Source organism: Micromonospora sp. NPDC047187 (assembly GCF_040643355.1).
In the GTDB taxonomy this organism is placed as follows: Bacteria; Actinomycetota; Actinomycetes; order Mycobacteriales; family Micromonosporaceae; genus Micromonospora; species Micromonospora salmantinae.
Map to the genome: position 1 here is coordinate 781024 of NZ_JBEYUF010000001.1, position 24387 is coordinate 805410.

Here is a 24387-nt window from a genome sequence, read left to right on the forward strand (position 1 = left end):
ACCACATTCACGTGCCCCGGAGCAAAGGGATCGAAGCTGCCGGGCTAGACGGCTCGCACCCGTACGCGGCCGAAGGTCCGTGCTGTCGGACGCGACGATTCGGGTGTCACTGCCGCAGGACCCGCTGCGCATCGCTGATGACCTGCTCCGAGGCGATCGGGGCCCACGACGCGAACAGCTCCCGGAAGTAGGCCCCGTGCCGGTCCGCCACCGCAGGATCGTGCTCGATGACGTCCAGCTCGTTGACGATGCTCAGGTCCACGAGCGACCGAAGTTGAGTCTCATCGGGCGTCCGCACCTGACGTGCGAAGCGGTCGAACACCTCGCCGGTCCTCGCCAGCTCCTGCCAGCTGCGTCCACGGTCGCAGGCGCCGTACAGATAGACGAGCTTCTCGGCGTCGGCGCCAACGAGATCCCGCAGCACCGCACGATCGGCCCGATCAACCAGGGTGACGTCGAACCCGTCGGTCCCGTAGGCGGCGTGGGTGAGGCCCGCTGCTTGCCCGTCACGGGCGCAGCCGAGCACGGCGAGTCGTTCGCTGACTCGACACAGGTGGACGTACAGGTTGCCTCCGGGATGGGCGATCTGTTCAGCTCCCTGCCGGCGGAGCCAGACCCGCCGCCGTCGTCGATGGTCATGGTCCGACTGTAGGTATCGGCCGTCGGGTTCGATGGCCGCCGGACGTGGGCAATATGTCACAGCGCTGTGGGCATGCCTGGCGTCGCGGCGGCCGCGAGCAGTCGTCGCGGTCGAAAAATGCGGGGTACGCGGAGCGCTGGTGCCGCACACTTACCCATCATGCTGGCATCGGTTCGGAGCGTCGCGAATCTGGCCGCTGCGCAGGCGCAGGGTCGTCAGGTCAAATTCCTGTTCTTCTGGGGGCACCAGCCCGAACGTGACGGTGGTGTCGGCGCAGGTTGCCTGAGTCAGTGGTGGCCGGCGCCGTTCACCGCCGGCGACATGCGGTTCGCCACGTCGGAGCACTACATGATGTGGCGCAAGGCCATCCTGTTCGGCGACCGCGCGATGGCGGAACAGATCCTCGCCGCGCCGCATCCCCACGCCGCGAAGGTGCTGGGCGGACGCGTCGCGGGTTTCGATCAGCAGACCTGGAGTAGACACCGCATCGCGATCGTGGTGGCCGGCAACCTCGCGAAATTCGATCAACACCCCGCGCTCCGGGCGTTTCTGCTGGCCACCGGGCAGCGAGTCCTGGTGGAGGCCAGCCCGGTCGACCGGATCTGGGGCATCGGCCTGAACCGCGACGATCCGGCTGCTGTCGACCCCGCCTGTTGGCGAGGCCTCAACCTGCTGGGCTTCGCGCTCATGCAGGTGCGTGAGGTGCTTGAGGATCACGGTCGGCAGGGGACGGTTCCGGCGTGACTCCCGGCTTCGCCGGACGTCCGGTCATCGTCCCCGATGTGGACGGACCGCTGATCACTTTCAAGGCCCGACCGGTTGGCCAGCCGACCGCCGATGGGTGAGGGCTCACCACCCGGCGCGGGCGCTGCTGCACCGCGTTGACTCGTACACGGGCCTGACCGAAGCGGACTTCGCCGTCGTCCATCGATGGCTTCAGGAGGGTGGCGGCACGGTCTGACCGGGACTGTGGATGACGGGTGGCGTGACCGGGGTCCCGGGAGAGTGGCCGCGGTCGATCCCTTGACACTCGTAGATGCGATCGCTAACACTTGTCCGCAACGCGAACTTAACGAGCCGAACACATTGCGTCTGTGGTCGTGTGACGCGCCAGAGGCACCGCATGCGAACACTCCACCCCGTCGCCAGGCCGCTCAAGCCTGAGCCCGGATACCGGCTGCTCTTGTTAACGCTAACATAGACGATCTTGCGAGAGGGGGCCGGATGGCGTTTCTGTCGGGAGCATCGACCATGCGTCCACGTGCCCTGCTCGTGCTGTCCGCCATGGCCGCCGCGGCTGTCGTGGTGGTGGCCGACGGGCCGGCGCAAGCCGCCAGCCTGCCGACCGGCGTGGTCTCGCTGGAGGCGGTCAACCAGTCCGGACGGTACGTGCGGCACATCGACTATCTCGGTCAGCTCGACCCGGTCACCTCCAGCAGCGCCAACCAGACCAAGCTCGATGCCACCTTCACCGTGGTCAACGGTCTGGCGTCGCCGACCTGCTACTCGTTCCAGACCAGGACGGGCATGTTCCTGCGGCACCGCGACTACCGGCTCCGGGTCGATGCGAACACCGGCGACGCGGCGTTCCGGGCCGACGCCACCTTCTGCGCCGTGGAGGGCTCGGTCAGCGGATCGGTGGCGCTCGTCTCGTACAACTACCCGAGCCGGCGGATCCGGCACCGCGACTTCGCACTCTGGCTCGACGCCTACCAGGACACGGCCGCGTTCCGGGCGGACAGCGCCTTCCGCCTCGTCGCGCCCTGGGCACCCAGGACCACCAAGGGGCCGGTGATTCCGGGTCTCTTCGCCGACCCGCACCTCACCGCGTTCAACGGCCGCTACTACCTGTACCCGACCACTGACGGCTACGCGAGCTGGGCCGGCACCTACTACAAGGCGTTCTCCTCGACCGACCTGGTCAACTGGACCGACCACGGCGTGATCCTCGACCACGGTCCGGACGTGTCCTGGGCGGACAACTCGGCCTGGGCGCCGGCGGTGGCCAGCGCCAACGGCCGCTACTACCTGTACTTCAGCGGTGGCGCGGCCAGCGGCAACACGGCCAAACAGCTAGGCGTGGCCGTGGCTGACCACCCCACCGGACCGTTCCGTGACGCGCTGGGCCGGCCGCTGATCCGCAGCGACCAGTTCTCCGGCGGGCAGACGATCGACCCCATGGTGTTCACCGACGACGACGGGCAGTCCTACCTGTACTGGGGGCAGGGCGTCGCGCGGGCGGTGGAGTTGAACGCCGACATGGTCTCCTTCGACGCGGCGCAGGCACGGGTCATCACCCCGTCGGGCTACAACGAGGCACCGTTCGTGTTCAAACGCAACGGTCTCTACTACTTCATGTGGTCGGAGAACGACACGCGCAGCGAGGACTACCGGGTCGCCTACGCCACCGGCCCCTCACCCCTCGGGCCGTGGACAAGGCGCGGCGTGGTGCTGCAGAAGCGCCTCGACGTCGGCATCAAGGGCACCGGTCACCACTCTGTGGTCCGCGCCCCCGGCAGCGACACCTGGTACATCGCCTACCACCGCTTCGCCGTGCCGACCGGCAACGGCACCAATCGCGAGACCGCCATCGACCGGATGGAGTTCAGCACCGACGGCACCATCCGGCCTGTCGCACCGACGCTCTAGCTGACCGGTAAGCCCCTGCGCGAAGGAGAGAGACACATGTCGAGAGTCCTCGCCCGGCTCTGCGCGGTTGCGGTGGCCGCGAGCCTGCTGTTCACCACCTGGTCGGCGGCGACACCCAAGGAGGCGGCCGCGCTCGACCCGACCGTCGGCTACCTGATGGCGCACTTCACCGGTGAGTCGTCGACCGACCAGCAGATCTACCTCGCCCACAGCACCGACGGCCTACGCTGGACCGACCTCAACAACGGTGGGCTCGTGCTGCGGTCCACGGTCGGCACCCGCGGCGTCCGCGATCCCGCCCTGGTCCGCTCGCCGGCCGGCGACCGGTACTGGATCATTGCCACGGACCTGTGCATCGGCTGCGGTCAGGACTGGTCGACCGCAATCAACAACGGCAGCCGCAACCTCGTCGTGTGGGAGTCCACCGACCTGGTCAACTGGTCGGCGCCGTGGCTGCTGAACGTCGCCGGCGCAATCCCGGACGGACGCAACGCCTGGGCACCGGAGGCGATCTGGAACCCGGCCACCGGCGACTACGTCCTCTACTGGGCGACGAACGTCCCGCTCAACGGCGCGACCAAGCACCGCATCTACTACGCGCGCACGGCGAACTTCCGCAGCGTCACCACGCCGCAGGTCTACGTCAACCGGCCGGGAAACCAGGAAATCATCGACACGCAGATCGTCGAGGTGCCGGCCGGAGTCGGCGCCTACCGCTACGTCCGGGCCTCCCGGGACGGCCAGATCGCCATCGAGGGCAGCAACTCCATCCTCGGCACCTGGACCAGCCTCGGAAACCTCTCCGGCATCGGGCTGACCGGTGCGCAGGTCGAAGGCCCGATGTGGATGAAGATGAACACGCGCAACGAGTGGGTCCTCTACCTCGACCAGTACTCCAGCGGGCGCGGCTACCTGCCGGTCCTGACCACCGATCCGTCGAGCCCGGGCAGCTACCGACTGCCGGCGTCCGGCTCGTACGCGATGGGCGGCACCAAGAAACGGCACGGTTCGATCCTCAACCTGACCGCTGCCGAACAGAACCGGGTGCTCGCCCGCTGGCCCGCCACAGCGGTCAACCGGATCCAGTCGTACAACTTCCAGGACCGGTACGTGCGGCACTACGACTACGACGTCCGCATCGACCCGAACGTGAGCCCTGCGCAGGACGGCCAGTGGCGGGTGGTGCCCGGCCTGGTCGGCTCCGGCACCGTCTCCATCCAGTCGGTCAACTACCCGGGCCACTACCTGCGCCACTACGGATACGACTTCCGGTTGGAAGCCAACGACGGCACCGCCACCTTCGCCGCCGACGCCACCTTCCGGCAGGTCGCCGGCCTGGCCAACTCGTCGTGGACGTCGTTCCAGTCCTACAGCCACCCGGACCGCTACCTCCGGCACTACGCCTACCTGCTCCGGCTCGACCCGGTGTCCGACGCGCAGAGCCGTGCCGACGCCACCTTCCGCGTGACCAGCTGAACCTGGTCCCTCTCCAAGGAGTTCCGACTGTGGCACTACATCGACGGGTGCTCTGCGCCCTGGTGGCCGCGTTGACGGCGATGGTTGGCATCGTCGCCGTCGCGTCGTCGCCGGCGACCGCCGCCACCAACCAGTTCCGAGGCATGAACTGGGCCATGCTGGGTGACAACTTCAAGACCAGCCCGCTCGTCGTGCAGGGCCTGAGCATGTCCGACAGCAACGCGACCGTGCGGGCCAAGGCCAATGCCCTCTACGACGACATGGCCTCCACCATGGGGGTCAACACCATCCGACTGCCCATCAACACCCACACGGTGGGGACGGCCTGGTGGGAGGCATATCGAGGCGCCATCGACGCGGCCACCGCCCGCGGCTTCAAGGTCATCCTCGCCTACTGGGAGGACGGCGCCGCCTCCGGCGGCAGGATCACGAACCTCGCCGCGTGGAACGCGATGTGGTCCACAGTGACCAACACGTACGGCACGAACACCAACGTCTACTTCGAGCCGATGAACGAGCCGCACGGCTACAGCTCGGCGGAGTGGCGCAACGTCGCGGCGAACTGGCTCAGCTACCACTACTCGGCGGTGCCCGGCCGGGTGCTGATCGGCGGCACCGGCTTCAGCCAGGACCTGCGCGACATCTGCAACGACAGCCGATTCAACTCGACGCTGCTGTCCTTCCACTACTACGCCTTCTTCTACGGCGCGATGACATACGACGCCTTCCGCAGCCACATCCAGGCCCGCCTCGGCAACTGCGCCTCCCGCGCGGTCGCGACCGAGTTCGGCGCGCCCATGAACGACGGCCGCAACTACGCCGACGCGGGCAGCACCGACAACTTCGTGCGCTACATCCGCGCCATGGCCCAGGTCATGCGCGACAATCAGATGGGCGGCACCTACTGGCCCGCCCTCGGTGGCAAGACCGGCACCATCGGCTACGACTGGTACTCGATGTTCGCGCTGAACGGTACCGGCACCGACCTCAACCTGACCGTCCGCAACACCTCGGGCGCGGACCGGATCCGGTACGCGTGGGGCGACACCGTCGGCGGCGACCCGACGACGCCTCCGCCGTCGACGGGGACGTACTACCGGATCAACGTGCGGCACAGCGGCAAGGCCATGGACGTCCAGTCACCGAACACCGACAACGGCGCGCGCGTCGGCCAGTACACGTACGGTGGTGGTGCGTGGCAGCAGTGGCAGTTCCAGGACGCCGGCAGCGGCTACTGGCGCATCATCAGCCGTAACAGCGGAAAGTGCCTCGACGTGGTGAGCGCGTCGACCGCCGACGGCGCCGAGCTCGTCCAGTACACCTGCGGCACCGGCACCAACCAGCAGTTCCAGATGGTCACCAACGGCGGCTACTTCCAGCTCCGGGCACGACACAGCAACAAGTGCGTGGACGTGCCGGCAGCCGCGACCGCGGACGGAGTGGTCCTCAAGCAGTACTCGTGCAACTCCGGCACCAACCAGCAGTGGTCACGCACCGCAGTCTGAATTGTCGTCCCGACCGAGTCACTGATCCACGCTCCGGCCCGCACAACCCGGTACCCGGGATGTGCGGGCCGGAGCGACGCCGTCTGACGCCGGTCTTTCGGCGTAGGCGTCGGCCACCTGGAATGAGTCCTCGTGGAGGCGCACCTCGCGCCGACCTCGTCCACCTGCCGGAGGAGCCCACCATCGTCTGAGCGCTGAAGACGCTGCCTGCGCCGGCAGCCAGCAGGTAACGACTGTCCCGTCGGAGTGGGGGAGCACTCAGCTGGGCCTGGCGTTGCGCTACCGTCAAGGCGCGCACCTCGGCGTCGATCAGTCCACGTCCGCCGGCCGTCGATGGTCCGCAGGACCCCACCAAATCAAGGAGAACCCGATGCCGGAGCCTGAACCCGCCCAAGACGACCCCGCGGTGGCTGCCGACACCTCAACGGCCGAGACCGAGACCGAACAGCCGGCCGTTCCCGCGAATCGGGCTGCCCGACGGGCGAAGGGCAAGGTGGCCTCACCTCAACCGCATGGAAAGGGTCAGCACCTCGGTGGCCGCGGCTCGGTCCAGAGCCCTCGCCAGTACGGCAACCGCCGTAGCGGTTGATCAGCGGGTCCCGCCACGACGCTCGCGATTGCGACCCGACCTGCCCGGAGTCTCTCGGCGGTCCAGCACCGGTGCGTTCGTGGTGCGGCGTATGCCGACCGGGCAAAGTGGCACCCGCAAGCCGGCGTAGGTCGGCTTTGTCGGCGACCACGGGTACGGTTTCGGTGCTCGGCACGTACGGGCGTCGGCGGCACGTCGTCGGGGCCGGAGCGGCCAGCCCGGTGGTGACGGACCGTGGGAGGGAGCGACGGTGGCGCAGCGGAGAGCACTGGTGGTTCGGGGCGGTTGGGAGGGGCACCAGCCGGTCAAGGCGACGGAGTTGTTCCTCCCCTTCCTCGAACGTAGCGGCTATGCCGTACGGGTCGAGGAGTCGACTGAGATCTACGCCGACCCCGCCGAAATGGCCGCGACCGACCTCGTCGTGCAGTGCATGACGATGTCGCAGATCACCGCGGACCAGGTGGCGGGCCTCAGCGCGGCGGTCATCGCCGGCACGGGCTTCACCGGCTGGCACGGCGGCATCGTTGACTCGTTCCGCGCGTCTTCCGAATACCTGCACCTGGTGGGCGGCCAGTTCGCGACCCATCCGGGCCGGGAGCCGTGTGAGCGTCACGGTGGCCCGGAGGACAACTTCCTGCCGCACACCGTGCGCGTCACCGACCTCGGCCGGGAGCACCCGATCACTGCGGGCATCGAGGGCTTCGACCTGGTCACCGAACAGTACTGGGTGCTGCACGATGATCTGATCGACGTGCTGGCCGTGACCACCCACCCGACGCAGGCGTGGCATCCGTGGCGTCGCCCGGTCACCTCACCGGCGATCTGGACCCGCGAGTGGGGTGCCGGGCGCATCGTCGTGACGACCCCGGGACACAGCCTCGACGTGCTGGAGCACGCGGATGTCCGTACCGTGATCGAGAGGGGGATGGTGTGGGCGACCCGCACCGCGTCGGCGTCATAGGTCTCGGGGTCATCTCCCGCGCATACCTGGACACACTCGCGGGCCACCCTGAGGTCGACATCGTCGCGGTGGCCGACCTCGACGTCTCCCGATCGGCCGAGGTCGCTGCCACGATTCCTGGAGCCGAGGCGATGAGTGTCGAGCGTCTGCTCGCCCGCCCGGACGTGCAGACCGTGCTCAACCTCACCATCCCCGCGGCCCATGCCGACATCTCGCTGGGCACGATCGACGCCGGCAAGAACGTGTATGTGGAAAAGCCGCTCGCCGTGACGTTTCCGGACGGCCGCTCGATCATCGATCGGGCCGTGTCGGCCGGCGTCCGCGTCGGGTGCGCGCCGGACACCGTCCTGGGTACGGGTACGCAGACGGCGCGGGCGGCGATCGACGGCGGGCTCATCGGCCGCCCGATGTCCGCATCGGCTGTCATGGTCACTCCGGGACACGAGCGCTGGCATCCCAATCCCGACTTCTACTACGCCCCGGGCGGCGGCCCGATGCTGGACATGGGGCCGTACTACATCTCGGCGCTCATCCACCTGCTCGGGCCGGTCCGGGCGGTGACCGGAGCCGCCAGCCGCCTGCGCGCCGAGCGCGTCATCGGCTCGGGCCCGCGCACCGGCCAGCGGATCCCGGTGGGGGTGGACACCCACCTCACCGGCGTACTCGAGCACACCAACGGTGCGCTCTCCACCATCACGACGAGCTTCGACGGCGTCAGGACGACGGCCGCACCGATCGAGGTGCACGGCGAGGCCGGCACGCTCGCCGTACCCGATCCGAACTACTTCGACGGTGAAGTCCGCCTCTTCGCGCTCGGCGACACCGAATGGCGCGCTCTCGAACCGCGGGCCGGTTACGCCGGGGCTTCCCGGGGCATCGGTCTGATCGACCTGGTCAGGGCCGACGATCAGCGTCCCCCGCGCGCCGACGGTGACGTCGCACTGCACGTACTCGAGACCATGACCAGCCTGCTCCGGTCGGCGACCGAAGGCCAGCGGATCGAGCTGACGACGGTGGTGGAGCGGCCGGTGCCGGTTCCGCTCACTCCGATCGAGGACTGGACGGCCTACCAGGCGTCGTGAGCTGGTCGCGTTGACGGGCGGAAGGGCCGGCCGGCGCCGACAATGGGGGAGTGGCACCCGCCTTTGTCCTACATCACCACCGCAAACCACGACCGCACTTCGACCTGCGGCTCGAAGAAGACGGTGTGCTGCGCTCATGGGCGGTGCCTCGCGGTCTGCCGGACAGCTCCAGCGACAACCGGCTCGCGATCGCCGTGCCCGACCACGATCTCGATCACCTCACCTACGAGGACGTCGACAAGTCGATCGCCGACATCGGCACCTGGGAAGAGCATGATCGCACCGACCGCCGGATGCTGTTCACGTTGCACGGCCGCACCGGTCGCCGGCGATACGCGCTCATTCGCACCGGCGAGGGATGGCTGCTGCACCTGACGAGGGAGCAGCCTCCGGACCAGCACGGATAGCTGGCCACAGGCTCCAATTGTGCTCGCGTGGCTGTGCCGGCGGTCGGTGTGAGCCCGTCCCGTCACGTCAGGTCGGGTGCCACCGTCGACTCGATAGGTCCTAGCATCACGGCATGGCGACACGGCTTGTTCAGATCAACATGAAGGCTCGGGACGACTCCGCGCTGGGCGGTTTCTGGGCGCAGGCGCTGGGTTGGGGAGTCTCCAGTGAGGGCCCCGGCGTGACCAACCTCGAACCCGAGGGATTCGTCTACCCTGACCCCGTCGCTGTCTGCGTCGACCTCGTCGTCTCCTCGGAGCCCAAATCGGTGAAGAACCGCGTGCACGTGGACCTCGCCACCACCTCGACGGCCCACCAGGCGCAGGTGGTCGCACGCCTGACGGATCTCGGCGCAACCGTTGCCGACGTGGGCCAGGGTGACGTGCCGTGGACGGTCATGACCGACCCGGAGGGCAACGAGTTCTGCGTCCTGGAGCCCAGGGCGCTCTACCGGGACACCGGACCGATCGCCGCCGTAGTGGTCGACTGCGCTGATCCGCGAGCCATGGCCCGATTCTGGAGCGAGGCCACGGATTGGACCCTGCACGAGGTCACCGATCAGGGTGCGAGACTGCGCTCCGCCAAGGGCGTCGGGCCCTACCTGGAGTTCGTCCGTACCCCTGACGTGAAGAGCGGGTGGAACCGCGTCCACCTCGACGTCCGTCCGTACCCCGGTGACGACCCGGAGGTCGAGGCGGCCAGGCTGCGGAGTCTCGGCGCGAGCCCCATCGACCTGGGGCAAGACGTTCCGTGGCGGGTGCTCGCCGACCCGGAGGGCAACGAGTTCTGTCTCCTCACCCCGGGCTGATTCAAGCTTGAGCGCCGCGGTTCAGGCCGAGGAACCGGGTGGCGACGGGGACGCCTCAACCGTCTGTCGCCCACCGTGGACGGCGACCCCGGTCAGCCGGATGTTCCCCAGCGCCTCGGGAACGTGCGGATCGGTGGCGAGGATCCCGTCGTTGACGTCGAGCCCGAGCATCGTCCGCAGGAACAGCAGGGGTGCGCCGCTGGCCCAGGCCTGGGGATTGCAGGCGGTGGGGTACGGCACGGGTCGTCGGCCGAGCGAGCGGTCGTACCCGGAGATCGCCTCGGGCAGGCGGTGCTCGAAGTGGGCGGCGGCCTCCAGCATCGCCACAGCGATGCGGTTCGCGGCGTCGCGGTGGCCATACCGAGCGAGCCCGGCGGCGATGATCGAGTTGTCGTGTGGCCACACGGTCCCGAGGTGGTAGCCGATGGGGTTGTAACCCACGTCCTCGGTGGAAAGGGTCCGGACACCCCAGCCGGAGAACATCTGGTCGGACATCAACTGCCGGGCCACCGTGGCGGCACGGTCCGGCGGGACGATGCCGCTCCACAGCAGGTGACCCATGTTGGAGGTCATCGAGTCGATGGGGCGCTTGTCGGCGTCGAGGCCGATCGCGTAGTAGCCGCCGCGCGCGGGCAGCCAGTAGTCGCGGTTGAAGCGTTCGCGCAGCTCGGCGGCCTCGGTACGCAACCGTCGCGCCAATGCGCGGTCGGCCCACGGGCCGTCGGCGAGTTGCGCCGCGCGAAGCTTCGCGTCATAGGTGTAGCCCTGGATCTCACAGGTCGCGACCGGCAGGGAGGGAAGGCTGCTGTCGGCGAACTGGACCCCGTCCGGTGAGTCGCGCCAGCAGTGGTTGCGCATACCTTCGGGGGAGCGGGTGGCGTACTCGACGTAGCCGTCGCCGTCGCGGTCCCCGAAGGTGTCGATCCACCGCAGAGCCGCGTCGGCGTTCGGCCGCAACCGCTGGACCAGTGCGTCGTCGCCCGTCCACCGCCAGTACTCGGAGAGCAGGATGAGCCACAGTTGGGTGGTGTCGGCCGCACCGAAGCATGGGCCGTACGGCATGATGCCGAGCTGCGTCAGCTCGCCGGAGCGGAACTCGTGAAGGATCTTTCCCGGTTCCTCGTCGCTGAAGTCGTCGATGGCGCCGCCCTGATGCGCGGCGAGAGTGACCAGCGCGCCCCGCGCGACGTCGGGTCCGCAGCTGACGCTCTGGTAGGCGGTGATCAAAGTGTCTCGTCCGAAGACCGCCAGGAACCAGGGCATGCCGGCGGCCAGCAGAACGACCTGCTCACCCCGAATCTCCTTGGCGATCCGCATCGACACCAGATCGCTGGCCGACTTGTGGTACACGTCGCGCAACAGGTCTGATTCGGCGCTCAGGTGCGGCTTGTTCGCCCTCCACCGCCAGGCTGCGTCGTCGGCGCCGGGGTCCTGCTCTTCGCCGAAGGTGCGGCTGACGGGCTGGTAGTCCCTGCCCCGACAGTTCAGCAGCACCCGCAGCTCACAACCCCAGGTCTGACCTCGCCCCAGGTGCACGTCCCAGACCAGTGCGTCGCCCTCGACCCGATCGGCACGCGGCTCGGCCTCGATGGTGGTGACGGCCGACCAGTGCGAATTCTGGTAGGAGAAAGACAGCGCTGAGCCGTCCGACCGGTGGGTCCGCCGGATGTCGGCCAGCCTGCTCCGTCCCGTTCCCTTTATCTCGAACAAATCAGCGAAGTCCGCGCCGACATCCAACCGCAGACGCACGGAGACCGGCTCGGCACCGAAATATTGCACAGTGATCCGCTCGTGCATGCCGTCGCCGACGAAACGCTCCCGTCGCACGCCGACCCGGTTCGCCGCCAGGCCCTCGATCTCAGGGTTCGCCAGAAAGAAGGCCGCTGAGTAGGGATCGACAGGGTTTGCGCTGAGGACGAGTGGAGCGTTCCCGTCGAGGGTCAGCTCCCAGCGGCTGAGGTAGCGGGTGTCGTCGTGTACCAGGCCAGCGATGGAGTCGCTCGGCACGTTCCCGGCCGGATCGGACAACATGAAGGTGCGGCCTTCGAATATGCCGACAGCGTCCGATCCCAACTCCGGCGGCATGTCCCGGTTGGCTCCACCGTGAGCCTTGTCGGATTGTTGCGTTGTCGACGGGGACCCGGACGGTGTCGACTGAGATTGCATGCCATTCTCTCCCCCCGGTTGGCAGGGTAAAGACCCCGCCACGCACCGCAGTCTAGGACTCGAGAAGATGACCTCGCTGCGATATCGAAAGGCGCGAACCGGGTTCGGGCAACGGCGCTATTGCGGCGAAAAGCGGCAGTTCGTGGCCCGAACGAGGCTCCACCGCGAACGTTGGCATTAGGGCAACCCCGCTCTATGGTGGGGGCATGCCGCCGGTGACGTTCCGCTCGCCCGCCGCCACCGAGGTGGCGGTGAGCGATGCTGTGCGCGTGCCGACGACGACACGCCCCAAGGCCGACATGCGGGTGCCGGTTGTCCGCCCGCCGCACACCGCGCCCACGTGCACAACGTCGAGCCCGATGCGAACCGGCCGAGGCCCACCTGCGGAGTCGTTGCATACCCAGAACGACCGCCAGGGCGAAGCTATCCAAGCTTCGGCCCTTTTTGTTTTTCCCACCCATTCCCCTTGAAAGGCAGATCATGAGCGTCGATCATCGTCGTACTCTCGACCAGAGTTGGCTGGCTGACCTGCGAGTGTCCCTGGCGGACGACTTCGCCACCCAGACGGCTCGGCTGCGGGAACTGACCGAGCTCAACGCGGACACCGGCGACCCCGGCGAGGCCCACAACCAGGCCGCCCTGCTGCTGGCGACCCGTCAGAACATCGAGCAGATCACCGGTGCGTTGAACCGGATCAGCGACGGCACCTACGGTGCCTGCCAGAGATGTGGCCAGAGCATCCCGACCGAGCGGCTCGAAATTCTCCCGCACGCTCGCTTCTGCGTGCCGTGCCAGGAGAAGCAGAACAGGTGACGCCGGGGTGTGGCTGCCGTACCGCCGGCGCGGCAGCCACACCGTCAGGTGCGAGAGGGGAGACAACAGCCCCTCAGCCTCTCTGCGGCGCGGGCTCAGCTCGGCGCAGGGCCACCGCGGCGACGGCCCGAGTCGGACGCCGCAGGTACCACTCGGCCACCGCAAGGTTGATCAACCAGCCGGCGACCACCAGGCCGGCCCGGACGTTACCGTCGGGCTGTTCACCGGTCGCGATGAAATACGGCGCGTGGGTGAACGCCTGGGTACCGGCGCCGAGGCCGATCGCGTAACCGCGCGCCATCCACCTGCGGTGCTGGGCGATGTCCCGGCGTAACACGGCGGCGAGGCCGAGCAGGATCGCGCCGGCCATGGCCGAGCCGAAGACGAGTCGCATGCCGGCGAGCACGTCGTTGTCATGGGCCGGCAGGTCGTACGCGACGGCCATCCACAGGCCGGTGAAGGCGACCGTCAGCCCGCAGGGGACGAGCACGCGGCCGGTACGGCGGTGCCAGGAGTGGCGGCGCAGACGGGGCACGAACTGGAACGCGCCGAGGATCGTGTAGACCGCCGCGCCGACGATGTGCAGCACCACCGGCAGCGGATCGGCGACGAAGCGCGCGTTGGCCGGGGTGACCTCCGGTCCGCTGCCCAGCTCGGTGAGGCGTCCGGCGCCGGCGAGCATCGGTATCAGGCCCAGCAGGATCAACGCGGCCGGTAGCCGCCACTCGCGCATCGTCATGCCATCGATGGTGTACGCCGCACCCGCCCTCGCTCATCGGCACATGGGCCGCAGTCGGGTCGGCCCATGGTCGGACGCCGTCGTCGTACTTCCGCCGGTCACCACTGCCGTCGGCGGCGGTTGGTCTCGTACGCCCACATCGCCAACTCGACCCGGTTACGCACCCCCAGCTTGGTCATCAGGCTGGTGACGTGCGACTTGACCGTGCTCAACGTGATGTAGAGCTCGTCGGCGATCTCCTGGTTGGTGCGTCCCCGCGCAACGGCGACCAGGACCTGCTCCTCCCGGTCGGTGAGCGCCTCGATGGGCTGCCTGCGCGGTGCGGCCGGATCGGCGTCGGCGAACGCCTTCAGCAGCCGCGTGGTGACGCTCGGCGCGATCAGCGCGTCCCCGTTGGCGGCGGCGTGCACGGCCTGGCTGAGCAGGTCGGGGCCGGCCTCCTTGAGCAGGAAGCCGCGGGCGCCCGCCCGCAGCGCCGCGTACACGTACTCGTCGAGGTCGAAGGTCGTGATGACGACCACCGCTAGCGGATCAGGGACCGTTGGCCCGGCGAGCGCCCGGGTGGCCTCGATGCCGTCCATGCCCGGCATCCGGATGTCGAACAGGCACACGTCGGGGCGGAGCCGACGGGCGAGTTCGACCGCCTGGCGGCCGTCGCCCGCCCCACCGACGACCTCGATGCCGGGCTGCGTGTTCAGGATGATGGTGAGGCCGGTACGGACGATCTCCTGGTCGTCCGCCACGAGGACGCGAACCGTCACGCGCCGACCCCCTCGCGCGGAAGCACGGCCGTGACGGTCCATCCACGGTCGGGATCGGGGCCGGCCTCGCAGGTGCCGCCGAGCAGGTCGGCGCGCTCCATCATGCCCACCAGGCCGAAACCGGGCGAGCCGGTCGGACGAGCGGCGCCGGCCTCGCCGTCGTCGCTGACCCGCAGTCGCACGGACGTGTCGTCGGCAGCGACGCTGACCTCGATGCGGGTGGCGTGGCGCGCGTGGCGACGGGCATTGGTGACCGACTCCTGGGCCAGGCGGTAGAGCGCGGAGCCGACAGTTGGCGGAAGCTCGCCGAGGTCGCCGCGCAGCTCCACGTCGACGGTCGGACCGGTGCGGAACTGGCCGGCGAGCCGCCCGATGTCGGCGACCTGCGGGTTGGGCGCCAGGTCGGCGGGCTCGTTGCGGCGCAGGACGCGGACCATCGCGCGCATCTCGGCAAGCGCACGGGACGCTTCGGCCTCGATGGTGCGCAGCGCCTCGACGGCGGCATCCGGCTGGGTCGCCGACGCGGCGATGCCGGCCTGGGCTCGGATCGCCATCGCCGACACGTGGTGGGCAACCGTGTCGTGCAGGTCGCGGGCGAGCCGTTCACGCTCCAACAGCTTCACCCGATCCAGCTCGCGCAGCCGGGCGGCGGCGCGGAAGCGGATGGCGACACCCAGCGTGGCGGCGGCGAACATCACCGCGAAGCCGGCGACCAGCTCACCGCCGTCGGCCGAGCCGACCAGGCCGGCGGCGGTCACCTTGGTCACCACGAAGAACGAACCGAGCACGGCTTCCCGGCCGGAGCCCCAGCGGAACAGCGCGTAGACCAGGAGGACCAGGAAGCTCGCCGTGAACAGCTGGCAGGGATCGCCGGGCAGCACGAACGGGGCGACCGTCGTGCAGCCGAACGCGATCACCACCATCGCGAGCGGTGCGGTACGCCGCCACAGGAGCGTGGGCAGCAGCGCGAGCGCGACGACGACGCAGCCCACCCGCCAGGGCAGATCGGGTCGGAGGATTCCTTCCACCACGATCGCCGGCGCGAGGGCGGCGACCATCGCCCAATCGCGCCACGTCCGCGACGGGGCGGGGGAGACACGCGGCTCGGTCAACACCGCGTGCAGGCGAGGATGCATGGGACTCATCGTACGAACGGTGGTGCGACTCCAGATCGTTCCAAAGTACGACCCGGGTGGCCGGTCGCTGGGCGATGGTCTCGATTACGTGAGCTGAAGTTTGGCGCGGACGGCGGCGGCGTCCGGATGGTCGAGGGCGGTGAAGATGTCCAGTGCCCGCTGCCAGTCTGCCCGACCGGAGGTGGGGTCGCCAAGGGCGTGGCGGGTGTCACCGAGCCGGCTGAGGGTGTCCGCCTCGCCCCAGCGGTCCCCGAGGTCGCGTGTCAGCTCGAGCGTGCGCTCGTAGCACTCCACGGCCCGGCCGTACTGGCCGAGGTGATGGTGTGCGAAGCCGAGGCTGTCCCAGGTGGCGGCCTCACCGGCCCGGTCGTCGAGCTGCTGGAGGAGTTCGAGTGCCTGCTCGCAGTACGCCAACGCCCCGAGGTGCTCGCCGAGCTGGGCGAGGCACCAGCCGACCGCGTTGAGCGCGTCGGCCTGGGCCCTGCGGTGGCCGGCGGCCTCGGCCAGCACAAGGGTCCGCTTCGAGTGCTCAAGGGCCTTCCGGGGCTCGCCCTGCCGGTCCCACAACGAGGCGAGGTTCTGGTGCGTACGCGCCTCGCCCTCGGTGTCCCCAGCGCGGACGTACAGGTCGAGGGCCTGTTCGAGGTGGCCCAGCGCGTCGGCGTACTGGCTGACCACCGTGTGGGCGCCGGCCAGGAAGCGGTGCGCGACCGCCTGTGCGACCGGGTCGCCGAGGCGCTCGGCGGCGAGCAGGGCCGCCCGGCAGGTCTCGACACGGTCGTGCCAGTGCCCCTGCCGGTCAAGGAACGTGTCGAGGGCCCGCCCCAACCGCCAGGTGTGCGCGTCGAACCCGGCACCGGCGGCCTGCCGGAGCGCGGCGAGCAGGACCGGATGTTCCGCGGTCAACCAGGCCATCGCCTCCGCGTGGGTGGTGGGTCGCTCAGGATGCACGCCGTCAGCGGGCGGCGTCACGAGGTGGTCGACCGGGTCGCTGTACGGGCGCAGCAGGGCGTCGGCGGTGTGGGTGGTGTGGGTGTAGTGGTCGAGAAGCCGAGTGGTGGCGGCCCGACGGTCCGGCTCGGGATCGGTGCCGTCGCTGAGTTCAGCGGCGTACGCCCGCAACAGGTCGTGCGCCGTGAACCGGCCGGGCCGGTACTCGGCGAGCAGGTTCGCTCGGGTCAGCTCGGTCAGCGACCGGCGGGTGCCTTCCGCCGGAAGACCGGCCAGGCTCGCCGCCGCGGGCACAGTGGTGTCCGGGCCGGGATGCAGGCCCAGCAGCCGGAACAGGTCGGCCGCCGGCGGGGTGAGCGCGGTGTACGACCAGGAGAACACCGCCCGTACCTCACCGACCGCGTCACCTGCGTCCAGTACGCCGAACCGCCGACCGACCGTCCCCAGCTCGGTCGCGAGGACGGCCAGCGGGAAGCCGGACTGCTGGGCTCTGGCGGCGGCGATGCTCAACGCGAGCGGTAGCCGGGCGCAGGCGGCGATGATCGCCTCGGCGGCCTCCGGCTCGGCGGCCACCCGTTCGGCGCCGAGCCGGTTGGTGAGCAGGTGACTGGCCGCGGCGCGGCTGAGCAGGCCGAGCGGTAGTGGGTGCGCGCTGTCGAGGCTGACCAGAGAGGTGAGCTGGTTGCGGCTCGTCACCAGCACCACGGTGGTGGGTGTGCCGGGCAGCAACGGACGGACCTGTTCGGCGTCCCGGGCGTTGTCGAGCACGATCAGGACCCGTTTGCCGGCCAGCGCGCTGCGGTACAGGGCGGCCTGGGCGTCGAGGTCGGCGGGCACCCGGGCGGCCGGCACTCCGAGCGCGTCCAGGAAGCCGTGCAGCGCCTTCGCCGCGCTCAGCGCCTGCCCGCGCGGGTCGAAGCCGCGCAGGTTCACGTAGAGCTGACCGTCGTCGAACCGGTCGGCGACGCGATGCGCCCAGTGCACGGCCAGGGCGGTCTTACCCACCCCGGCGGTGCCCGAGATGGCGGCGACCACGACGGCGGTGGGCGCGGCGACCAGCTTGTCGAGAAGGGCCAACTCGTCCTCACGACCGGCGAGGCTGGCCACGTCGGCGGGCAACTGCCGGGGCACCATCCGGGCGGGTGCGCGGGGCGCGCGACGGCGGCTCTCCTCGATCCGGTCCCGGGCGGTGGCCAACGCGCCCTGCTCGGCCGGCGTGGCACCGAGGAGCCGGACCAGGGCGTCGAGCCGGTCGGTCGGTGGCAGCGTTTTCCCGGTGAGGTACTCCGCGATCGCCGTGTGCGACCAGCCGGTGCGGGCGGCCAGCTCGCGATAGGTCAGCTCGCTGTCGCCCTGTTGGCGTGCGTGCCTGCGTCGCAACGCCCGCAACAACCCGGCAAGGTCGTCAGACGTTCGCGCCGTCGCAGCATCCAGCGTCCTGCCCCCCACAGTCAAAATAGACGTTCGTCAGTGTACGGCGGTGTACGGAATCCCGGCCAGAGGGCCGGCCCGCTCGGCGATTCTGCTCGGGTGCAGAGCGCACTGATCGAACCATTGGAGGTTACGTGTCCGTACATCTCAAGCCTCTGGTCCTGGCCCTGACCGTGCTCGCGGCAACGCTCACCGTCCCGGCGGCGGCCGCGTCGGCGGCGCCCGACGCGGCCATCTGCAAGACGAAGGCGGCCTGCTCCGACGGCGGCCTGCGCGCGACGTCGTCGGGCAGCTCGACCCGCACCACCGGTGACATCACGACCAACGCGATCCCGGTGCCCACGCCACCCGCGTTCCCGCCGGGCACCCCGTGCTACCGCGAGGAGGTCTCCGAGGAGGTGTACGAGACCGCCACCTACACCACCATCTACGAGTTGTACTTCCAGGCGAGCGTCTGCCTGTTCGCCAACGAGATCGTGCTCTACGGCCTGGACACGTCCCTCGCCTTCCCCAACGACGTGCAGGACCCCCGACTGACCTCGCTGCAGTTCGTGGTGCGGGACCAGATCGTCAGCTACAGCCCGACCGAGAAGGACGGCTACTCCGAGCTGTGGGTGACGTTCTGCCCCGACCCGGCGCAGCCGAGCACCTGCCAGCGGTACCTGCACCGGCTGGGCCTCATCTTCAACCCCGCCTGGGTCTACCCGTTCTCCGTGTTCGAGCGCCTGAGCTGACCGTGCCGGTGGCCTTCCTCCCGTGACTGATCAGGGCGTCTTCCGCGTAGCTCCACGTTGTGGGGCGCCCTGATCACTCGTGCCGGCACCGGTTGCCAGCGGATCTCCGCGGCGTTACGTTGAGGTGCCATCGATGAGCTTCTACATCGCAAGCTACGGGGGCCCGCATGTCCACGTCTGTCACTCGCCGCACCGTCCTGGCCGGTGGGGCCGGTGCCGCCATCGGCCTGGCCCTGCCCGGCGCCGCCGCTCACGCCGGTGGACACCATCCCACCAACGTGAGCTTCACCCTCGGCGCGAGAACGCTCGACGGCGGTGAGCAGGTCACCTCGGTCACCCTCGACACCCGCCGGCTCGGATCGATCGACCCGGCCGCGCTGACCCCCGGCACGTTCACAGTGCACGCCAAGGCCACCAGCCCGATCCCGATCGCTCCCGGCGACCAGATCTTCAGCGAGTACGACCTGGACCGCACGGTGACCGCGGCCCGACTCGACCGGCACGGCAACATCGTGCTGGAGTTGAGCCACGCCGAGGGCCAACCCGGCGGTGGCACCCTCGGCTACATCCTGAGCAGGGGCCGCAACGTCCGGCTGGACCTCGTCTACACCATCACCCAGAACACCCCGATCGTCCGGCGGCACGGCTCGCCGGTGACCATCAGCCGCTTCGTGCAGGCAGGGCTGTCAAACCCCGAGGTGGACGCCTTCAGCCACCACGTCTCGGGCTCGGGTATGAAGTACCGGCTGTACTCGCCCGACCACTCGCCCCGGCATGGCCGGCGACCACTGATCGTCTGGCTGCACGGTGGCGGCGAGGGCGCCTCGCTGCCGGACGACTACTACGACAACGAGACCACGCTGCGCGCCAACCGGGGAGCGCTCGGCTTCGCCACCCCGCAGGCCCAGCGGATCTTCTCCGGCGCGTACGTCGTCGCGCCGCAGAGCACCTCCTACTGGATGGAGGACGGCCCCCGGTTCGCCCCGCTGATCCGCGAGATCATTCAGGACCTCGTACGCCGCAAGCGTGTCGACCCGGACCGGATCTACGTGGTCGGTTGCAGCAACGGCGGCTACATGTCCCTGGAGATGACCTCGACCTACCCCGACCTGTTCGCCGCCTCGGTGCCGATCTGCGGTGTCGTCGAGCCGCTCAGCGGGGAGGGCCCGCCGCTGATCACCGACGCGGAGCTGGCGAAGATTCGGACCCCGACCTGGCTGGTCACCTCGCGCGACGACGACACCGTGCCACCCGAGACCAACACGATCCACGCCCACGACCTCATCCCGGGATCACTGATCAGCCTGTACGACCACGTCGTCTGGAACGGCTACCAGTTCCCCGGTCACTGGTCCTGGATCTACGTGGCCCGCAACGACCCGAGGCTCAACGGCACCCACATCTGGCAGTGGATGGCCCGCCGCCGTCGGTGATCTGCCCTCCGAGGGCAGGCCGACGAGTGCCGACCGGCCGGCCGGCACGGCCTACTTGCGGCGTAGCTCGCGCAACACCCCGTGCCGGCGCAGGGCCCAGGCGAGGCGCCGGACGCTCGGGTGCCGCACGAACAGCACCGCCGCCCGGCGGATCAGGCCGAACCGGTCGTCGCTCAACTGGTTCTCGATCGCCTGCCAGATCAGCTCGCGCACCTTGGCGCTGGCCAACACCGCCCTCACCTCACGCCGCACCACAGGATCCTCGGCCGCCGACGCGATGGCGGCAGCCCGACCCGGCCGGTCAGCCAGCGGCTCCACCGCGGCCGCGACGAGCGGTCTGCGCACCTCGTCCTGCTCCAGCAGCAGCAACACCGCTTCCCGAATCTCGACAGTGTCCAGGGCGGACCGCAGCAGGCTCAGCAGGCTGCGCTCCACCTCGTGGTCATGGTCCGGAACGGACAGCGTGGCCAGCAGCACCGCGACCTCATCGAGATCGACGACGTGTCGCACCCCGGTGCGGAACTCCGGCAGCTCCCACGCGACCTGTAGAGCCTTGACGAGATTGCGGTTCATGGGCCATCGGCTACCCGCAAGCGACAGCCGACGAAACCCCGCGACCGGCCCGGGCCGGAGCACACCAACCTCGATCCGACTGAGAGCGGCCGCCCCTACCGGGGCGGCCGCTCTTCACCGGGTCAACACCACGTCAGGGTCGAGTTGACCCGGGTGACGTTGCTGATCGTGTTGTTCGCCCCACCGCAGGGGCTCTGGGTGATGTTGGTGCCGCTGACGGTCAGATTCTGGAACCGGATGCCGGAGGAGATCGGGAACTCGCTCCGGGCCGCGATCCGCACCTCGCCGCCGCCCGTCACCGTCCCGGACACCCCGGCGATGACGACGTTGTAGCAGTTCTCCACAAGGATCGCGTTGTTGCCCGTGTTCGAGATCGTCACCCGGTCGATGACCGCGCCACCGGACTCCGACACGCAGAAGATCCCCCGGCCACCGCCGGACGCGAGCACGGTTCCCACCCGGATATTGGTCGGGTACGAGTTGCCCACCCGGCCGTTGCGGTTGGCCATCCGGAACGCCGCGTACCCGGTTCCGGCCCCGGCGCCCTGCGCGTCGACAGTGCCCACCGTGGCGTTGATCGTGTCGTTGAGCAGCAGGCCGGAGTCCCGGGTGTTCCGGGCCGTGACCGTGCCGATCGTCAGACCGTCCACGCCGTACGTCTCCACCCCGTGGGTGCCGCTCCCCGACACGTACACGTTGTCGATGCGGACGTTGCGAACCTTCACCGCCCGATCTCCACCGTGGTTGTCGATGCGTACGCCCAGCCCGGCGGAGAGCCGCATGTCGATCTGCCCGAGAGTCAGGTTGTTCACGTTGCGCATGAAGATCCCGTACAACGGTGAACCGGTCAGCGTGAGGTTCTGCACCTCGACGTCAGTGGTCCCCCGCGAGTACACCGGCGCCTGGTCACCCGAGCCCGACCCGGTCACGTTGATCGTGCCGCACACCGCCAGAGTCGTGTACGACGGCAGCGACAACCGCGAGCCCGCGCTCATCGAGCCGGAGCCGCGAACCACCACCCGCTGCTTCGACGTACGACCCGTCGAGAGCGAGTTGACCGCCGCCTGCATCGCCGACAGCATGTCCGAACCCGAGTAGACCGTCGACGAGCCGTTGCGGGCCGTCCAGGTGCTCCCGCTCAGTACGGCCTCGGCGTTGCTCGACCCGCTGCCACAGCCGGTGGTCGGTGGCGTGCCGCCGCCTACCGCGACCAGCTGCCACTGCTGGTTCGGGCCGTTGAGGTCGGCGTACTGACTGATCCGGCCCCCGTCGGCGGTGGACCGCTCCCAGACCTCAAGTGCCTTGGCCGAGTGGCGGTTGATCAGCCGGACGTAACCGCTGTCGGAGTCGAGGACCTGGAACTGCTGGTTGATGCCGTTGACATCGGACCACTGGCGGTACTCGGCGCCGTCAGCGGTGTTCCACTCCCAGAGGTCGACGACCTTGCCGCTGTGCCGGGCCTTGAGGCGGTAGTAGCCGCTGCCGGAGGAGACGAACTGGAACTGTTGCCACGCGCCGTCGTTACGGGACCACTGCTGGATCACCGCGCCGTCCGCCGTCGAGGTGTCCCGGACGTCGAGGACCTTGCCGCTGTTCCGGTTGACCAGGACGTAGTAGGCGTTGGTGTCGATGCTCGCCGCCGCTGCCGGCGGTGCGCCGACCAGAACGGCACCAACCGCGCCGACCAGCATGGTGATCATGGCGAGCACCAGGCCCGTACGCCGGCCGCGACGCATCGTCCCACTGCCGGACGGTCTTCTCGTGCTGGTAGCGGACATCGCTCCTCCTGGCTGGAATGGGCTCCGGGCGAAACTGGACGGGTGTCGACGACCGCGGGCGCCTACTCCAGGTGGAAGGTGGCCGAGGCGCGTTCGGCGCTCGAACTGACCGCCTCGATGTAGAGCAGTCCGTCGCGGTGGCGCACGTGGCGGCCCGGGAAGTTCTGCGACTCCAGGGAGATCCCGGCGCTGTCGGCGAGGCCGCCTTGACGACGGAAGCTCGCGTCGCCGCCGAACAGCGCCGAGCCGTCGTTCTTCTCCACGTACAGGGCGTAGCCCCGGTGACGTAGGTAGTAACCGGGGAAGTTGGTCGACTCCAGCGACACCGAACCGCCGCCGGCGAGGCCGGTGACGATGCGGAACTGGGAGTCGGCCAGGTTGGTCACGTTCGGCTCGATCCGGGCCCGATAGTCGTAGTGCCGGATGTAGCTGCTGGCCTGATCATGTGACCGCAGCCGCACCGGTGTGGCCCCGTCGGGCACCGGGATGCCGAAGTTCGGGGTGCCGTCGGCGTTCCAGTACATCTTCTGCAGCCGGGTGCGTCGGTTCGGGTCGTTGAGCGGGTCGCCGGTGATGTCGCGGTAGTTCCGGTCGTGGTAGACGAGGATGTCGCTCTGCCCGTCCTCGGAGACGGTGAACGAGTTGTGGCCGGGGCCGTACTGGCTGGTGGCCGCGTTGCTGGCGAACACCGGGCTGGGGCTCTTGCTCCAGGAGGCGGCGTCGAGCAGGTTCGCGCTGGCGGAGGCGCTCAGCATCCCGAGGCAGTAGTTGGCGTCCGTGGCGCTGGCGGAGTAGGTCAGGAAGATCCGGCCGTTTCGTTGGATCACCGCCGGTCCCTCGGCAACCCGGTAGCCGCGGGTCTCCCAGTCGTACGTCGGCACGACGAGCCGAGTCACGGTGCCGGTGATCTGCCACGGGTTGGCACCCATCCGGGCGAGGTAGACGTTGGAGTTGTTTCCGATCGCCGGTTCCTGCTGGGCCCAGGTCAGATAGCGCACCCCGTTGGCGACGAAGGTCGAGGCGTCCAGGCTGAAGGTGTCCCAGGGCGTGGTGATGCGGCCGCGTTCCGTCCACGAACCGGTCAGCGGATTCGCGTTGGCGTTCTCCAGCACGTACATCCGGATCCGCCACACGTCGTCGGTGCGGCCGGCAGCGAAGTAGATGTACCACCGATTGTTTATGAAGTGGATCTCTGGCGCCCAGATGTGGGCGCCCATCTCTCCGCTGGTGTGGCGGCTCCAGATCGTCGTCTCCGCGGCCGTCGCCAATCCTTGCAGTGTGGTCGCTCGGCGCAGGACGATCCGGTCGTACTGCGGCACCGTCGCGGTCAGGTAGTAGTAGCCGTCGGTGTGCCGGAAGATGTGCGGGTCGGCCCGCTGGTTCACCAGCGGGTTGGTGTAGTTGACGGCCGGCGCGGCCTGCGCCGGCGCCGCCACGGGCAGGCCGGCCGACACGGCGAGGACCACCAACACCGCGGCCAGCATCGACCGCAGACGCCAAGTGACGCCGTGGCCGGCAGGCCCCCGACGGGTGTTCGGGTCGGTTCGAGGGGATGGCAGCGGCATCTGTCCTCCGCGAGCTTGGGAACGGCCATGACCAGCACCTGTAGCACCGCGACAATCCCGTGGCCGGTCCGGTCGACGCCGGGCGGCGACGTCGGGCAGGACCGGGGGAGAGGCGCGAAGGGCTGGGAATGTGACGGTGGCGTTGCTATC

The 24387-nt window shown here is 69.3% G+C and carries 20 protein-coding genes; 11 read left to right on the top strand and 9 right to left on the bottom strand.

What is annotated here, in order from left to right:
* Window positions 1-106: 106 nt before the first annotated feature.
* Window positions 107-790: a DUF6817 domain-containing protein gene (locus tag ABZ794_RS03345; RefSeq protein ID WP_357513959.1), complete on the bottom strand. Its 684-nt coding sequence runs from the start codon at window positions 788-790 to the stop codon at window positions 107-109.
* 9 nt (window positions 791-799) lie between these two features.
* Here ABZ794_RS03345 and ABZ794_RS03350 point away from each other — a divergent pair, with 9 nt between their 5' ends.
* The 8 genes from ABZ794_RS03350 (at window position 800) to ABZ794_RS03385 (ending at window position 10157) form a co-directional block, all read left to right on the top strand.
* Window positions 800-1384 carry an NADAR family protein gene (locus tag ABZ794_RS03350; RefSeq protein ID WP_357513961.1) on the top strand — a complete coding sequence of 195 codons (585 nt, stop codon included), beginning with the start codon at window positions 800-802 and terminating at the stop codon, window positions 1382-1384.
* 507 nt (window positions 1385-1891) lie between these two features.
* A complete protein-coding gene (locus ABZ794_RS03355; protein ID WP_357513963.1) occupies window positions 1892-3289 on the top strand; it encodes a family 43 glycosylhydrolase in 1398 nt (465 codons plus the stop codon).
* 36 nt (window positions 3290-3325) lie between these two features.
* Window positions 3326-4765, top strand: a complete 1440-nt coding sequence (locus tag ABZ794_RS03360; RefSeq protein WP_357513965.1) for a glycoside hydrolase family 43 protein — start codon at window positions 3326-3328, stop codon at window positions 4763-4765.
* 29 nt (window positions 4766-4794) lie between these two features.
* Window positions 4795-6270, top strand: coding sequence for an RICIN domain-containing protein (locus ABZ794_RS03365; protein ID WP_307850528.1), 1476 nt, complete (start codon window positions 4795-4797; stop codon window positions 6268-6270).
* Between the two features lie 839 nt (window positions 6271-7109).
* On the top strand, window positions 7110-7820 hold the full coding sequence (locus tag ABZ794_RS03370; RefSeq protein ID WP_357513968.1) for a ThuA domain-containing protein: 711 nt from the start codon (window positions 7110-7112) through the stop codon (window positions 7818-7820).
* Window positions 7790-8902, top strand: a complete 1113-nt coding sequence (locus tag ABZ794_RS03375; protein ID WP_210783619.1) for a Gfo/Idh/MocA family oxidoreductase — start codon at window positions 7790-7792, stop codon at window positions 8900-8902. The genes ABZ794_RS03370 and ABZ794_RS03375 overlap by 31 nt, the downstream gene beginning before the upstream one ends.
* Before the next feature lie 50 nt (window positions 8903-8952).
* Window positions 8953-9309 carry a DNA polymerase ligase N-terminal domain-containing protein gene (locus tag ABZ794_RS03380; protein ID WP_357513970.1) on the top strand — a complete coding sequence of 119 codons (357 nt, stop codon included), beginning with the start codon at window positions 8953-8955 and terminating at the stop codon, window positions 9307-9309.
* Window positions 9310-9422: 113 nt separating this feature from the next.
* Complete coding sequence (locus tag ABZ794_RS03385; RefSeq protein ID WP_357513972.1) at window positions 9423-10157, top strand: VOC family protein; 735 nt, start codon at window positions 9423-9425, stop codon at window positions 10155-10157.
* 21 nt (window positions 10158-10178) lie between these two features.
* On the opposite strand, the gene ABZ794_RS03390 is transcribed toward ABZ794_RS03385, so the two are convergent.
* Window positions 10179-12323 carry an amylo-alpha-1,6-glucosidase gene (locus tag ABZ794_RS03390; RefSeq protein ID WP_210783613.1) on the bottom strand — a complete coding sequence of 715 codons (2145 nt, stop codon included), beginning with the start codon at window positions 12321-12323 and terminating at the stop codon, window positions 10179-10181.
* Between the two features lie 480 nt (window positions 12324-12803).
* On the opposite strand from ABZ794_RS03390, the gene ABZ794_RS03395 reads away from it, so the two are divergent.
* Window positions 12804-13136: a TraR/DksA C4-type zinc finger protein gene (locus ABZ794_RS03395; protein WP_210783611.1), complete on the top strand. Its 333-nt coding sequence runs from the start codon at window positions 12804-12806 to the stop codon at window positions 13134-13136.
* 73 nt (window positions 13137-13209) lie between these two features.
* Here ABZ794_RS03395 and ABZ794_RS03400 read toward each other — a convergent pair whose 3' ends face one another.
* From ABZ794_RS03400 to ABZ794_RS03415, 4 genes are all read right to left on the bottom strand, one after another.
* Entirely contained in the window at window positions 13210-13875 is a 666-nt protein-coding gene (locus ABZ794_RS03400; protein WP_210783609.1) for a DUF2306 domain-containing protein, read from the bottom strand.
* A gap of 98 nt (window positions 13876-13973) precedes the next feature.
* Window positions 13974-14636, bottom strand: coding sequence for a response regulator transcription factor (locus ABZ794_RS03405; protein WP_210783607.1), 663 nt, complete (start codon window positions 14634-14636; stop codon window positions 13974-13976).
* A complete protein-coding gene (locus ABZ794_RS03410) occupies window positions 14633-15781 on the bottom strand; it encodes a sensor histidine kinase (RefSeq protein ID WP_357513976.1) in 1149 nt (382 codons plus the stop codon). Before ABZ794_RS03410 ends, ABZ794_RS03405 begins: the two co-directional genes overlap by 4 nt.
* 75 nt (window positions 15782-15856) lie before the next feature.
* Window positions 15857-18172: a tetratricopeptide repeat protein gene (locus ABZ794_RS03415; protein WP_357513978.1), complete on the bottom strand. Its 2316-nt coding sequence runs from the start codon at window positions 18170-18172 to the stop codon at window positions 15857-15859.
* A 116-nt stretch (window positions 18173-18288) separates the two neighbouring features.
* On the opposite strand from ABZ794_RS03415, the gene ABZ794_RS03420 reads away from it, so the two are divergent.
* On the top strand, window positions 18289-18888 hold the full coding sequence (locus ABZ794_RS03420) for a hypothetical protein (RefSeq protein ID WP_210783601.1): 600 nt from the start codon (window positions 18289-18291) through the stop codon (window positions 18886-18888).
* Between the two features lie 167 nt (window positions 18889-19055).
* Entirely contained in the window at window positions 19056-20321 is a 1266-nt protein-coding gene (locus ABZ794_RS03425) for a PHB depolymerase family esterase (protein ID WP_210783599.1), read from the top strand.
* A gap of 51 nt (window positions 20322-20372) precedes the next feature.
* Here the strand turns inward: ABZ794_RS03425 and ABZ794_RS03430 are convergent, their stop codons facing one another.
* From ABZ794_RS03430 to ABZ794_RS03440, 3 genes are all read right to left on the bottom strand, one after another.
* Window positions 20373-20894, bottom strand: a complete 522-nt coding sequence (locus tag ABZ794_RS03430; RefSeq protein WP_210783597.1) for a hypothetical protein — start codon at window positions 20892-20894, stop codon at window positions 20373-20375.
* A 122-nt stretch (window positions 20895-21016) separates the two neighbouring features.
* Window positions 21017-22594, bottom strand: a complete 1578-nt coding sequence (locus ABZ794_RS03435) for an RICIN domain-containing protein (protein WP_238690124.1) — start codon at window positions 22592-22594, stop codon at window positions 21017-21019.
* Window positions 22595-22734: 140 nt separating this feature from the next.
* Window positions 22735-24237: a family 43 glycosylhydrolase gene (locus ABZ794_RS03440; RefSeq protein WP_357513981.1), complete on the bottom strand. Its 1503-nt coding sequence runs from the start codon at window positions 24235-24237 to the stop codon at window positions 22735-22737.
* Window positions 24238-24387 lie beyond the last annotated feature (150 nt).